This window comes from Streptococcus sp. 2018037, assembly GCF_019754195.1.
Taxonomy (GTDB): domain Bacteria; phylum Bacillota; class Bacilli; order Lactobacillales; family Streptococcaceae; genus Streptococcus; species Streptococcus hashimotonensis.
In genome coordinates this window covers 1-13,531 of record NZ_JAIJZQ010000015.1, presented here as the reverse complement: position 1 = coordinate 13,531, position 13,531 = coordinate 1, and the positions used below count along the sequence as shown (strand labels likewise).

At 42.7% G+C, this 13,531-nt stretch carries 12 protein-coding genes and 3 tRNA genes; 14 read left to right on the top strand and 1 reads right to left on the bottom strand.

The window, feature by feature from the left end:
- Entirely contained in the window at positions 1-645 is a 645-nt protein-coding gene (plsY, locus tag K5Q29_RS06690) for a glycerol-3-phosphate 1-O-acyltransferase PlsY (protein WP_024414983.1), read from the bottom strand.
- A gap of 142 nt (positions 646-787) precedes the next feature.
- Here plsY and parE point away from each other — a divergent pair, with 142 nt between their 5' ends.
- The 14 genes from parE (at position 788) to K5Q29_RS06620 (ending at position 13,361) form a co-directional block, all read left to right on the top strand.
- Positions 788-2,737: a DNA topoisomerase IV subunit B gene (gene parE, locus K5Q29_RS06685; protein WP_024376060.1), complete on the top strand. Its 1,950-nt coding sequence runs from the start codon at positions 788-790 to the stop codon at positions 2,735-2,737.
- A 23-nt stretch (positions 2,738-2,760) separates the two neighbouring features.
- Complete coding sequence (fic, locus tag K5Q29_RS06680) at positions 2,761-3,363, top strand: protein adenylyltransferase Fic (RefSeq protein ID WP_105138799.1); 603 nt, start codon at positions 2,761-2,763, stop codon at positions 3,361-3,363.
- A 32-nt stretch (positions 3,364-3,395) separates the two neighbouring features.
- Positions 3,396-3,899: a YkvA family protein gene (locus tag K5Q29_RS06675; RefSeq protein ID WP_105138798.1), complete on the top strand. Its 504-nt coding sequence runs from the start codon at positions 3,396-3,398 to the stop codon at positions 3,897-3,899.
- Positions 3,900-3,927: 28 nt separating this feature from the next.
- Positions 3,928-4,485 (top strand): GTP pyrophosphokinase, encoded by a 558-nt coding sequence (locus tag K5Q29_RS06670; RefSeq protein WP_105138797.1) that lies wholly within the window; start codon positions 3,928-3,930, stop codon positions 4,483-4,485.
- A gap of 13 nt (positions 4,486-4,498) precedes the next feature.
- A complete protein-coding gene (locus tag K5Q29_RS06665; RefSeq protein ID WP_105138796.1) occupies positions 4,499-5,569 on the top strand; it encodes a hypothetical protein in 1,071 nt (356 codons plus the stop codon).
- Positions 5,570-5,615: 46 nt separating this feature from the next.
- Entirely contained in the window at positions 5,616-8,069 is a 2,454-nt protein-coding gene (gene parC, locus K5Q29_RS06660) for a DNA topoisomerase IV subunit A (RefSeq protein WP_105138795.1), read from the top strand.
- 61 nt (positions 8,070-8,130) lie between these two features.
- Positions 8,131-8,748, top strand: coding sequence for a DUF4230 domain-containing protein (locus K5Q29_RS06655; protein WP_105138794.1), 618 nt, complete (start codon positions 8,131-8,133; stop codon positions 8,746-8,748).
- Between the two features lie 422 nt (positions 8,749-9,170).
- Positions 9,171-10,193 (top strand): branched-chain amino acid aminotransferase, encoded by a 1,023-nt coding sequence (locus K5Q29_RS06650; RefSeq protein WP_105138793.1) that lies wholly within the window; start codon positions 9,171-9,173, stop codon positions 10,191-10,193.
- A gap of 66 nt (positions 10,194-10,259) precedes the next feature.
- The gene (locus K5Q29_RS06645; RefSeq protein ID WP_105138792.1) at positions 10,260-10,493 is read left to right on the top strand and encodes a DUF2969 domain-containing protein; all 234 of its coding nucleotides are present in this window, start codon (positions 10,260-10,262) and stop codon (positions 10,491-10,493) included.
- Positions 10,494-10,544: 51 nt separating this feature from the next.
- Positions 10,545-10,625 (top strand) — tRNA-Tyr (locus K5Q29_RS06640).
- Between the two features lie 137 nt (positions 10,626-10,762).
- Positions 10,763-10,834, top strand: a tRNA-Gln gene (locus K5Q29_RS06635).
- Positions 10,835-10,957: 123 nt separating this feature from the next.
- On the top strand, positions 10,958-12,163 hold the full coding sequence (rpsA, locus tag K5Q29_RS06630; RefSeq protein WP_013730343.1) for a 30S ribosomal protein S1: 1,206 nt from the start codon (positions 10,958-10,960) through the stop codon (positions 12,161-12,163).
- A gap of 37 nt (positions 12,164-12,200) precedes the next feature.
- Positions 12,201-12,272 (top strand) — tRNA-Arg (locus K5Q29_RS06625).
- Positions 12,273-12,332: 60 nt separating this feature from the next.
- Positions 12,333-13,361 (top strand): low specificity L-threonine aldolase, encoded by a 1,029-nt coding sequence (locus K5Q29_RS06620; RefSeq protein WP_105138791.1) that lies wholly within the window; start codon positions 12,333-12,335, stop codon positions 13,359-13,361.
- The last annotated feature ends 170 nt before the right edge of the window (positions 13,362-13,531 follow it).

Sequence of the window (13,531 nt, the reverse complement as noted above, 5' to 3'; positions counted from 1 at the left end):
TTAAACTCGCTTTTTCTGTTTGGTCAGATTGAGTCCGAATGGGACAAGGTTCTCTTCTTTTTTCAAAATTCGTTGGATGTTTTCCTTGTGCCGAACGATGACAAATAGGCCCAAAAAGACGATGATGATGGTAAAGAGCCAGTCGTAGCTTGGCAGGATGATTCCTATTGCTGGAAATAGCAGAGCTCCTAAGATTGCTAAAGCAGCAGCCAATACGCTGGAGAAGGAAACCATCGAAGTGAGGTAAAGAGAAGTCACAAAAATGATGACTAGATAGAGGCAAAAAGCAGGTGCGACGCCTAGAAGCATACCAGCAGATGTTGCAACCGCCTTTCCACCTTTGAATTGGGCAAAGATAGGGAAAGTGTGTCCCAGTACAGCCATTAACCCAAATACAATCGGAGAAATTCCTTGGGCATGAAAGATCAGCGGAAGCAAGGCTGCCAACGTTCCCTTGAGAAAATCAATTACAAATACAATCGTACCAGCCTTTGGACCTAAAATACGGAATGTGTTGGTTGTTCCAGTATTTCCCGAACCATGTTCACGAATGTTGATATTGAAAAAAGTTTGACCTATCCAAAGTCCTGACGGGATAGATCCCAATAAATATGCAATAAATAGTAAAATAAGATTGACTAACATGTTTTCATTATAGCATATTTTCATCTAATTTAGTCCAAAATCTTATTTTATGAGCTGTCTCAGCCGATAGGTAGCAGAAATATTTTGCAAAAATGCTAAAAAACTTGTAATATAGAAAGGATGATAAGTATGGAGGTCAATTTTGGCTAAGAAAGAGATTGATATAAATAATTACAATGATGATGCCATTCAGGTATTGGAAGGGCTGGATGCCGTTCGCAAACGCCCTGGTATGTACATCGGCTCCACAGACGGAAATGGCTTGCACCATATGGTCTGGGAGATTGTCGATAACGCTGTCGATGAAGCCTTGTCTGGTTTCGGTGATCGGATCGATGTGACTATTAACAAGGACGGCAGCCTGTCTGTTTCCGACCGTGGACGCGGAATGCCTGTCGGTATGCATGCAACAGGCAAGCCAACGGTTGAAGTCATCTTCACCGTTCTCCACGCAGGTGGTAAGTTTGGTCAAGGTGGCTACAAGACTTCAGGTGGTCTCCACGGGGTTGGTTCTTCGGTGGTCAATGCCCTGTCCAGCTGGTTGGAAGTTGAGATTACCCGTGACGGAGCTGTTTACAAGCAACGGTTTGAGCAGGGCGGAAAGCCAGTCACGACTTTAGAGAAGATTGGTACCGCTCCAAAATCAAAAACAGGTACAAAAGTGACCTTTATGCCTGACGATACTATCTTCTCAACGACTGATTTCAAGTTCAACACCATTGCCGAACGCCTGAAAGAATCAGCCTTCTTGCTCAAACAAGTCACCATGACCTTGACAGATGAGCGGACGGGTGAGCAGGAAGAATATCACTATGAAAATGGTGTCCAGGACTTTGTATCCTACCTCAACGAAGACAAGGAAACTCTGACACCTGTCCTCTATTTTGAAGGAGAAGATGCAGGATTCCAGGTCCAAGTGGCCATGCAGTACAACGACGGCTATTCAGACAATATCCTGTCTTTCGTTAACAACGTTCGGACCAAGGACGGCGGTACCCACGAAACAGGGCTTAAACTAGCCATTACCAAGGCCATGAACGACTATGCTCGTAAGACCAACTTGCTCAAGGAAAAGGACAAGAACTTGGAAGGCTCTGACTACCGTGAAGGTTTGTCTGCGGTCCTTTCTATCCTTGTACCAGAAGAGCATTTGCAGTTCGAAGGGCAGACCAAGGACAAGTTGGGAAGCCCACTTGCTCGTCCTGTGGTTGACGGCATTGTATCGGACAAATTAACCTTCTTCCTTTTGGAAAATGGGGAATTAGCATCAAATCTAGTTCGTAAAGCCATTAAGGCGCGTGACGCCCGCGAGGCTGCGCGTAAGGCGCGTGACGAATCCCGAAATGGTAAGAAAAACAAGAAGGACAAGGGCCTCCTGTCAGGTAAGCTAACCCCAGCCCAGTCAAAAAATCCAGCCAAAAATGAACTCTATCTGGTCGAGGGAGATTCGGCCGGAGGCTCTGCCAAACAGGGGCGTGACCGTAAGTTCCAAGCCATTCTACCTTTGCGTGGTAAGGTTATCAATACCGCCAAGGCAAAAATGGCGGACATCCTCAAAAACGAAGAAATCAACACCATGATTTATACCATCGGTGCAGGTGTTGGGTCAGATTTTACTATCGAAGATGTCAACTATGACAAGATTATTATCATGACCGATGCGGATACGGACGGTGCCCACATTCAGACCCTCTTGCTGACCTTCTTCTATCGCTATATGCGACCATTGGTAGAAGCAGGACGAGTTTACATTGCCCTTCCGCCACTTTATAAGATGTCAAAAGGCAAGGGCAAGACAGAAAAGATTGCTTATGCTTGGTCTGACGGAGAATTAGAAGATCTCCGCAAGGATTTTGGCAAGGGCTTTATCCTCCAACGCTACAAGGGACTTGGTGAGATGAATGCCGATCAGCTCTGGGAAACAACCATGAACCCTGAAACCCGTACCCTTATCCGCGTCACCATTGAAGACCTAGCCCGTGCTGAACGCCGTGTATCCGTCCTCATGGGCGACAAGGTCGAGCCACGCCGCAAGTGGATTGAGGACAATGTCAAGTTTACCTTGGAGGAAGCGACAGCTTTTACTAAATAATCTCAGGGAAGTTGAGGTGCCATATGGTTTTAGAAAATAAATTTGGGATTGAAGATTCGGCTGAATTAGCCCGTCTTGAAGAACAAATCAGCAAGAAAAAAGCAGCTCAACTGTTCGAAACTGGTCAGTTATTCCAGATAGAAGTTGGGACTTTTGCAGGTTTGGCACACATTCATCAGGCTTTATTTAAGGATATTTACGACTTTGCAGGTAAAATTCGCGATGTCAACATTGCCAAAGATAATTTTCAATTCGCTCCACGAATCTTTCTTGAGCAGTCTTTGGCCTATATTGACAAGCTACCTCATGAAACCTTTGACGAAATCGTTGAAAAATATGCGGATATGAACATTGCTCATCCCTTCCGTGAAGGAAATGGACGCAGTATGCGTATCTGGTTGGATTGTATGCTACGAGATAGTTTGGGCAAGGTGGTTGATTGGAATAGTATTGATAAAGATGACTATTTCAATGCCATGATTAGAAGTCATGTATCAACAGGAGAGCTTAAATATCTGTTATTGCAAGCCTTAACGGAAGATCTTGGTCAGGCTACTTATTTCAAAGGCATCGACCATTCTTATTACTATGAGGGTTATAACCTTTATCGTACTGAGGATTTGTAAATCTAGCACAGACAAACTATGTGAGGTGTTTTATGCCATTAAGAGTAAAATTAACTGACCGTTTTCAAAAACGGTTGTCTGAATGGGCTCGAAAGCGCAAGCCATTTAAAAACAAACAGGAATTGGAAGAGAAATTTGACCAAGCATTGAAGATTTGGCAATCTTCCAAAACTCGGCAACATGCAGAAAACTTGCTATCTGAGCAAGGAAAATTAGAACATTTTTTACATAGCACGGAACGGAAACTGTCTCGTATGCCTTTTGGTGGAGATAAATTTGCGGCTATTCCAGGTATGATTTCCATGGTGCGAAGCTATATCCGTAGAGATTACAGCAAGTTACCCAAAGGGACAATCATTGCAATTATAGGTGCTTTGATTTATTTTTTCAGTCCTATTGATGCCTTACCAGATTTCATCCTTGGAGCAGGTCTACTTGACGATGCCTTTGTCCTTAATGCCTGTTTGAAATTAATCAAAACAGATGTCGATGACTTTAGAAGCTGGCAAGCAAGCCAGTGGAAGGCAGAAGGGTAGCTCTGCTATTTTCAAAAGGAGAAAGAAGATGTTAGAGAAAGTTGAACGCTTAATAAGTGAAATTAACCGTATTCATCTGGAGTATTCAAAGGATTATTTTGAAACTGGTAAGGTTGAAAAGGTCAATCTCAAACATACCTTTGCAAAGGTTCCAACTCAACCTATTCTGGCTTATCGGCTCAACTTACACGAGTCCATTAACGATTACTTGATGCGTGCCGATGTCAAGAATATTGCTTATTTTTATCGTGTCAAAACATCGGAATCGATTTTGGATAAGATTGAGCGTTTTAAGGAGAGAAGCGAGGGCTATCCTGTCAACTCCATTCTCAATGATATTTTCGGTGCTCGTATGATTTTAACTTCTGAGGAAATTGCGGAGGTCATGGAGCGTCTGGATGACTGGCAGGAACAATATGGCCTGAAAAACTGGTATCTGCGTGATAAAGACGGCTATGTCGGTATTCATATCTATTTCAAAAATAAGAGCAATTTCTACTATCCGTGGGAACTGCAACTGTGGGATGAGAATGATGTAGAGGGCAATATTGCTAGTCATATCAAGTATAAGAGAAAGTTTGTTTAAGGAGAAGTTTGAGATGAATGAAAATGATATAATCAAGCGATTAGGTTTTGAAAATAGTAGTGAGCTAGCAGACTTGTTAGGAATTGACATAGTATTTTGTGACAAAAATGCATATTTCAAGTTGGGAGAAAAAAATAACCGAGGAAACGCAAATACGAATGTTCTCAAAAGAGGTTGGAAAGTAGTACTAAAAGGAAAAAATAAAAGTGAAGCCATTGAAAGAGGGAAATGCAAAACTCCTTCAAAGTTTCCAAAAGGAAATGTCCCAAAAGGGAAGGGGAGGGATTGGTACTTTCACCGAGGGCATATATTAGGGTATACCTTTCATAAATACTTAAAAGGCTATAAATATACTCCAATTGTTGGTGAAAATAGATCTTGGACAATTGAAGATATAAATGACCCGGAAAGGAATCTAACAACTCAGTTCAGCTATGCGAATGAAATTCAAGGAATTATTGAACGAGAAATTGAAAGCTACCTTTCTGCGAACAAAGATTTAACCCTGGAAGTAAAAGTAGTCTATAAAGGTGACCACGATGCTTATCCTATTGGGACAGAGATTTTTTATGAGGTATTAACAGATCATACTAGCCAAAATTATCAATACGGTCACTACTTTATTCCAAATACAGATGTTGGATTTGAAATTCCAGATACAGCAGAAGAAACATACCATGATTTTTACGCTAATGGATACAAAGAACGGTATCGACAGTATTTTGCAGATAGTGATAGAAATGAGATTGAGTTGGTTGAAGGAAAATCAGTCAGGAGGGACGGAGTTTTTTATTTAGTCCCTGGTATAGGGATATTTAATTCATTAGATAATATAGAGAAATTAAGTGATATTGATTATGAAACAGTTTCAGATTTTGATTTGGAAAATATTCCTTATCTAAATAGTAAATATTATCCAGTACGAAAAGGAAGAAATCCAGGTATTTATTTTGAATATGGTGGTATAAATGGTGCGTTTAGCCAAGTAGATAGAATATGTAGGCCACCCAAACGAACTAAAATATTAAAAGAAGCTATGTCTAGAATTCCAAACTCGGAGGGGGATGGAATGAATTGGATATAAAAGAACTAGGTTCATTTTAATTTGTATTGTGAAAGATAGGATTCAAATGTCAAACATTCAAAACATGTCCCTTGAGGACATCATGGGAGAGCGTTTTGGTCGCTACTCCAAATACATTATTCAGGAGCGGGCCTTGCCGGACATTCGTGACGGTCTAAAGCCCGTGCAACGTCGGATTCTTTATTCCATGAATAAGGACGGCAACACTTTTGACAAGGGCTACCGTAAGTCTGCCAAGTCAGTTGGGAATATCATGGGGAATTTCCACCCGCACGGTGATTCCTCTATTTATGATGCCATGGTCCGCATGAGTCAGGACTGGAAAAACCGCGAGATTTTGGTGGAGATGCACGGAAACAACGGTTCCATGGACGGCGATCCGCCTGCGGCGATGCGTTACACCGAGGCTCGCCTGTCGGAAATGGCTGGCTATCTCTTGGCTGACATCGAGAAAAAGACGGTGCCATTTGCCTGGAACTTTGACGATACGGAAAAAGAACCCACTGTGCTACCAGCTGCCTTCCCTAATCTCTTGGTCAATGGAGCGACAGGAATTTCAGCAGGGTACGCGACTGACATCCCGCCGCATAATTTGGCGGAGGTCATCGATGCCGTTGTTTACATGATTGATCATCCGACAGCTAGCTTAGACAAGCTAATGGAGTTCCTTCCTGGACCAGACTTCCCAACAGGTGCCATTATCCAAGGGGCTGACGAAATCAAGAAGGCCTATGAAACTGGTAAGGGTCGTGTCGTAGTTCGTAGCCGTTGTGAAATCGAGCAACTCAAGGCTGGCAAGAAACAGATTGTCATTACCGAGATTCCTTACGAGGTCAATAAGGCTGTTTTGGTCAAGAAGATTGATGATGTCCGTGTCAACAACAAGGTGCCTGGTATTGCTGAGGTGCGTGATGAGTCAGACCGTACAGGTCTGCGGATTGCCATTGAGCTGAAAAAAGACAGCGATGAGCAAACCATTCTCAACTATCTCTACAAATACACCGACCTGCAAATCAATTACAACTTCAACATGGTGGCCATTGACAATTTCACTCCGCGTCAGGTCGGCTTGCAGAAAATTCTGTCTAGCTACATCGCCCACCGCCGTGAGATTATCATTGCTCGTTCTAAGTTTGACAAGGAAAAGGCAGAGAAACGCCTCCATATCGTAGAAGGCTTGATCCGTGTTATTTCTATTTTGGATGAGGTCATTGCCCTTATCCGTGCCTCTGAAAACAAGGCGGATGCTAAGGAAAACTTGAAAGTCAGCTATGAGTTTAGCGAGGAACAGGCAGAAGCAATCGTGACCTTGCAACTCTACCGCTTGACCAATACCGACATTGTGACCTTGGAAAATGAAGAAGCAGGCTTACGCGAGCAGATTCAGACCTTGGCAGCTATTATCGGCGATGAGCGCACCATGTTCAATCTTATGAAGAAGGAACTGCGTGAGGTCAAGAAGCAGTTTGGCAATCCTCGTTTGAGCGAATTGCAGGATCAGGCAGAAGCGATTGAGATTGACACCGCCAGCTTGATTGTCGAAGAAGAAACTTTTGTCAGCGTGACCAAGGCAGGTTACATCAAACGGACCAGTCCGCGTTCTTTCAATGCCTCAACCCTTGAAGAAATGGGCAAACGAGAGGATGACCAGCTGATTTTCTTACAGAATGCCAAGACAACTCAGCACCTCTTGCTCTTTACCAATCTTGGAAATGTCATCTACCGACCTGTCCATGAACTGACAGATATTCGTTGGAAAGACATCGGTGAACACCTGAGTCAGACCTTGATGAACTTTGATACCAATGAAGAGGTTATCTTCGCTGAACTGGTTGAGAATTTTGAAGAGGGAACTTATTTCGCGGTGACTAAATACGGTCAAATCAAACGTGTGGAGCGGAAGGAGTTTGCTCCATGGCGGACTTACAAGTCTAAGTCAACCAAGTATGCCAAACTTAAAGATGCGGATGATGTGGTCATAACTGTATCGCCTGTAGTTTTGGACGACATCATGCTCATCACAGAAAAGGGCTACGCTCTGCGATTTAACATCGAAGAAGTGCCAATCATCGGTGCCAAGGCGGCCGGTGTCAAGGCGGTCAACCTCAAGGATGGGGATGTGGTGGCTGCGGCCTTTATTAGCAATACCAGCTCTGTTTATCTCCTGACCCAGCGTGGTAGTTTGAAGCGGATGGCGACGGAGGAAATCCCTGTGACCAGCCGTGCCAAGCGTGGTTTGCAGGTGCTTCGCGAACTCAAGGCTAAACCTCACCGTGTCTTTGCGGCAGGTCCAGTCTTGACGGATCAGGGAGATTTTGACCTCTTTAGTACAGCAAATGAAGATGAAACAACAAGTCAAGTGCTTCACGTGCAGTCTAAAACGGGCAAACTCTATGAGGTTGATGTGACCCAGCTTAGCCTGTCTGAACGCACTAGCAACGGCAGCTTCATTTCGGATACCATTTCTGATGAAGAAGTCTTCAGAGCCTGGATAGACTAAAAAGATGAAAAGATTGCTCGCAAAGCAGTCTTTTTGCTATACTGTAAGAGAGGTACATATTATGAAAATTATCAAATTATTTTTCAGTATAAAAGTCTATCTATGGCTTGTTCTATCCTTCCTTCTGTTATTGTGTGGTGTATGGGGATACGGCTATATCTCTGGTGAAAAGAGTAATCAGCAGGAAGTGAGTGTCCATACGGCTATTGAGTCTGTCGAGCAAGTCAATGAATTGGTATTTCTAAATACAGCTGTCCAGAAAATTGTGACCGCTAAAAACTACACTGTTTTATTTGGTCAAGAAATGCCCTTCTCAGAAAAATCAGCCCTCTTAATCATCAAGTACAAGGCAAAATTTGGTATCAAAAGTCCTGTATCCATTGAACATCTTTCTGAAAATCGGTACAAAATTAACCTTCCAGCCTTTGAAGTCATTGGATTGGAATTAGATGCAGAAGAACCTTATACCTTATATGATAAGAGTGGAGAGATACTGAGTTTTGCGACGGAAGAAATCGATACTGCCCAACTCATCACAGATGAATTTCAGTCAGCAGAACAAGAAACGTTTCTAGCAGATTATCAGGAAGACATAAAAGAGTCAGCCAAAAACTACTATCAAAATTTATTTAATGCTATCTCACCTGAAATTCAACTAGAATTTGTTTTTAAAGAGTAAGGTGGAGCCCGGCGCCACTTATCAGAGTTCGTGTCAACATCTCAGCGCAGTGGTTGATTGGGTTTAACAGTCCAGTGGACTGTTAAAGGTTGGAGATAAGATTTGCGAAGCAAATCTCAGCAATTCGTGTCTTACACTCCAAATCCGACCATTACGACTGTTGCGAACAAAGTTCGCTTCATCTCCAACCTTAAACTGTCTCCCAGACAGTTTGAGCTGTGCGGGGGTGGGAGTGAAACAGTCTGAGGATAGACTGTTTCAGCCCAACAACTAGAAATAAAGCCTTGTTGACGAACTCTTTATTAGACCAGTCGAGTTCTTTCTCACTCCCTTTTCTTATATTCACGAAATTTTCTGAATTTTTAATTGAAAATCACTTTCAAAAGTAGTAAAATAATAAAAAATGAATTTGGAGAAACTATATGACAGTGAACATTGACTGGGAAAACCTTGGTTTTTCTTATATGAAACTACCTTACCGCTTCATCGCTCATTTCAAAAACGGCCAATGGTCTGAAGGGCAATTGACCGAAGATGCGGAACTGCATATTTCAGAAAGCTCACCAGCCCTTCACTATGGTCAGCAGGCCTTTGAGGGCCTTAAAGCCTATCGCACAAAGGAGGGAAAACTCCAGCTCTTTCGTCCAGACCAAAACGCTGAGCGCCTGCAACGAACAGCTGACCGCTTGCTCATGGAGCCTGTACCGACTGACCTTTTTATCAAGGCTTGTAAAGAGGTGGTCAAAGCCAATGCAGACTACGTTCCTCCCTATGGAACTGGTGGTACCCTTTATCTCCGTCCGCTCTTGATTGGTGTCGGCGACATTATCGGTGTAAAACCAGCAGAAGAGTACATTTTCACCGTTTTTGCCATGCCGGTTGGCAACTATTTCAAAGGCGGCCTGGCTCCGACTAACTTCCTCATCCAAGACAAGTACGACCGTGCGGCACCAAATGGAACAGGGGCAGCTAAGGTTGGTGGCAACTATGCAGCATCGCTCTTGCCGGGCCAATATGCTAAAAAGCAGGGCTTCTCAGATGTGATCTACCTGGACCCAGCTACCCACACCAAGATTGAAGAAGTCGGGTCTGCTAATTTCTTTAGTATCACAGCCAATAACGAGTTTGTCACACCGATTTCACCATCAATCTTGCCGTCCATTACCAAGTATTCTCTCTTGTATTTGGCAGAGCATCGTCTGGGTATGAAGGCAGTGGAACGAGAAGTCCTTGTCGAAGAATTAGACCAGTTTGTCGAAGCAGGAGCTTGCGGAACAGCTGCAGTCATCTCACCAATTGGTGGTATCCAGATTGCAGACAAACTCCATATTTTCCATAGTGAAACAGAAGTAGGACCTGTCACTCGTAAATTATATGACGAATTAACAGGTATTCAGTTTGGTGATATTGAAGCACCAGAAGGTTGGATTGTCGAAGTAGATTAATTTCAGAAGGCTTGCACTTGCAAGCTCTTCTCTTTTTTTGTAGAATAGTAAAAGTGAGGTTTGAAAATGAGTAAAAAAGATAAAAAAATTGAAATTCAGATTGAAGATAGCAAAGTTATTGTCAATAGAGAAGAATTTCCTGGATACCGTCTTGTGATTGGTAAAAAAGTCATCGGAGAGATTGCAGAATTGGCTGAAAATAACTTTGCAGTTATTAAAAACGGAAATACCGAAAGCTTTTACAAAAAATTAGAAAAAGCAGTCGGAAATATTATTGAAAATTATAATTTAAGTCACTAAAAGGCTTGTAATAGTCGCTATTTTATGTTAGAATAGTGACTGTTAGTGCACGGAGAGATAGCGAAGAGGCTAAACGCGGCGGACTGTAAATCCGCTCCTTCGGGTTCGGGGGTTCGAATCCCTCTCTCTCCATGTCTAAGATACTAAGGGCGTCAAACGCATAGTAAAAATAGGAAGTTGACTGCAAATCCTGATTTGCTAGGCGACTTATCTTTTTTACACAGCGTTTAGCCCGAGTTCATTTCAGAATACTATCTTAGAAAATGTTTTGGGGTATCGCCAAGCGGTAAGGCAAGGGACTTTGACTCCCTCATGCGTTGGTTCGAATCCAGCTACCCCAGTAAAGGTACTAGATATAGTCTAGTTCGTCAAAGATGTCTAATTGTTGTTGTCCTTGCGTGTGCCTTAAATAAAATATATTTTATGTTGGGTCGAAAGACCTGATTGTCGGAGGTTTTTTTATAATGAACGAATTTGAAGATTTGTTGAACAGTGTAAGCGAAGTTACACCTGGTGATGTGGTAACTGCAGAAGTATTGACAGTTGATGCTGGTCAAGCAAACGTAGCTATCTCAGGTACTGGTGTTGAAGGCGTATTGACTCTTCGTGAGTTGACTAACGACCGTGATGCTGATATCAACGACCTTGTAAAAGTTGGTGAAACACTTGAATTGTTAGTACTTCGCCAAGTTGTTGGTAAAGATACAGACACTGTTACTTATCTTGTATCTAAAAAACGTTTGGAAGCACGTAAAGCATGGGACAAGCTTGTTGGTCGTGAAGAAGAAGTTGTTACAGTTAAAGTAACTCGTGCCGTTAAAGGCGGTCTTGCAGTTGAATTTGAAGGTCTTCGTGGTTTCATCCCAGCTTCAATGATCGACAGCCGTTTCACTCGTAACACTGAGCGTTTTGTAGGTCAAGAATTTGATGCTAAAATCAAAGAAGTTGATCCTGCTGAGAACCGTTTCATTTTGTCACGTCGTGACGTTGTTGAAGCAGAAGCTGCAGCTGCACGTGCTGAAGTATTCGGTAAATTGGCAGTTGGTGAAGTTGTGACTGGTAAAGTTGCACGTATCACAAGCTTCGGTGCATTCATCGACCTTGGTGGTGTAGATGGTTTGGTACACTTGACTGAATTGTCACACGAGCGTAACGTATCTCCTAAATCAGCTGTAACAGTTGGTGAAGAAGTTGAAGTTAAAGTTCTTGCAATCGACGAAGTTGAAGGTCGCGTATCATTGTCATTGAAAGCTACACAGCCTGGTCCATGGGATGGTGTTGAGCAAAAATTGGCAGCTGGCGATGTCATCGAAGGTAAAGTAAAACGCTTGACTGACTTCGGTGCTTTCGTTGAAGTATTGCCAGGTATCGATGGTTTGGTACATATCTCACAAATTTCACACAAACGTGTTGAAAATCCAAAAGATGCTTTGTCAGTAGGTCAAGAAGTAACTGTTAAAGTTCTTGAAGTAAACGCAGCTGATGAGCGTGTATCACTTTCTATCAAAGCTTTGGAAGAGCGTCCAGCAGCAGTTGAAGGTGAAGAAAAAGCTGAAAAACGTGCTCCACGTCCACGTCGTCAAAAACGTGAAGAAAAACGTGATTACGAATTGCCAGAAACTCAATCTGGATTCTCAATGGCTGACCTTTTCGGTGACATTGAATTGTAATTCATATAAAAACTTGCCTTGTGCAAGTTTTTCCTTTCCACCCTTAGTGTAATGGATATCACGTAAGATTCCGGTTCTTGAGATGGGGGTTCGATTCCCTCAGGGTGGACTAAATTGAAAAGCCTGGATTAACAGGCTTTTTTGTTATATTATATCAAGGAGGCATGATATGTTACATTTTGAAAATGACTATAATAAAGGTGCCCATCCTACCTTGCTAGAAGCCTTAGTTGCAAGCAACCAAGAAGGGTTATCTGGATATGGCACTGATAAATATACTGAATCTGCTATCGAAAAAATCAGACTTGCTACGGACTGTCCTCATGCACAAGTTACGTTTTTAGCAGGTGGCACGCAGACCAATCAAATTGTCATTTCGTCTATGTTAGCTTCCTATGAAGGAGTCATTGCAGCGGATACTGGTCATATTGCAGTTCATGAAGCGGGGGCAATTGAATTCACAGGCCATAAAGTGTTGGCCTTACCGCATACGGATGGCAAACTTGTCGCAAGTGAAGTTGAGAACTATATTTCCGATTTCTACGCAGATGCCAATCATGCTCATATGGTTCATCCTGGTATGGTCTATATTTCCCATCCAACAGAGTATGGTACACTTTATAGCAAGTCAGAGTTAGAAGCCTTGTCAACAGTTTGTCGTCATCACAAGATCTCGCTTTTTTTAGATGGAGCTCGTTTGGGTTATGGTCTTGCTGCTCGTGAAACGGATCTTGATTTGAAGACAATTGCAGAGCTGACAGATGTTTTCTACGTTGGTGGGACAAAACTCGGTGCCTTGATGGGGGAAGCTTTGGTATTTACAAAGAACAACCAGCCAAAGAATTTCGTATCGATTGTCAAACACCATGGTGCCTTGTTGGCGAAAGGAAGAGTGGCGGGTGTCCAGTTTGATTGCTTATTTACTGATGACTTGTATCTTGAATTGGGGCGTCATGCTATCGCAATGGCAGAGCAACTGATCCAGATTTTGGAAGAGAAAGGCTTTCAATTCTATCTCAAATCCCCGACTAATCAGCAATTCGTTATTGTTAAGAATGAAGAATTGACTAGATTGACAGAAGCTGGAATTGCCTATGGCTTCTGGGAAAAATACGACGATAGCCACAGTATCATCCGCTTTGCGACCAGCTGGTCAACTAGTCAAGCAGATATTGATGAATTGAGAAATAGATTATAGTAATCATGACCACCCGTCAAACGGGTGGTTTGAACAAGGGCTATAAGCCCACATCACCAGCCAGCGCCTAAAGACGCTGGCTTTCACTTTGTTCAAGCCTCACTGCTTTTGACTCGTCACTAGCCTCTTAAAGAGGCATTCGTACTACTTGCCATTATCCCTAAAGGGAT

Excerpts from the sequence above, each read along its gene's own strand:
- plsY (WP_024414983.1), bottom strand. The coding sequence starts at position 645 with ATGTTAGTCAATCTTATTTTACTATTTATTGCATATTTATTGGGATCT.
- fic (WP_105138799.1), top strand. The coding sequence starts at position 2,761 with ATGGTTTTAGAAAATAAATTTGGGATTGAAGATTCGGCTGAATTAGCC.
- K5Q29_RS06675 (WP_105138798.1), top strand. The coding sequence starts at position 3,396 with ATGCCATTAAGAGTAAAATTAACTGACCGTTTTCAAAAACGGTTGTCT.
- K5Q29_RS06670 (WP_105138797.1), top strand. The coding sequence starts at position 3,928 with ATGTTAGAGAAAGTTGAACGCTTAATAAGTGAAATTAACCGTATTCAT.
- K5Q29_RS06665 (WP_105138796.1), top strand. The coding sequence starts at position 4,499 with ATGAATGAAAATGATATAATCAAGCGATTAGGTTTTGAAAATAGTAGT.
- parC (WP_105138795.1), top strand. The coding sequence starts at position 5,616 with ATGTCAAACATTCAAAACATGTCCCTTGAGGACATCATGGGAGAGCGT.
- K5Q29_RS06655 (WP_105138794.1), top strand. The coding sequence starts at position 8,131 with ATGAAAATTATCAAATTATTTTTCAGTATAAAAGTCTATCTATGGCTT.
- K5Q29_RS06650 (WP_105138793.1), top strand. The coding sequence starts at position 9,171 with ATGACAGTGAACATTGACTGGGAAAACCTTGGTTTTTCTTATATGAAA.
- K5Q29_RS06645 (WP_105138792.1), top strand. The coding sequence starts at position 10,260 with ATGAGTAAAAAAGATAAAAAAATTGAAATTCAGATTGAAGATAGCAAA.
- rpsA (WP_013730343.1), top strand. The coding sequence starts at position 10,958 with ATGAACGAATTTGAAGATTTGTTGAACAGTGTAAGCGAAGTTACACCT.
- K5Q29_RS06620 (WP_105138791.1), top strand. The coding sequence starts at position 12,333 with ATGTTACATTTTGAAAATGACTATAATAAAGGTGCCCATCCTACCTTG.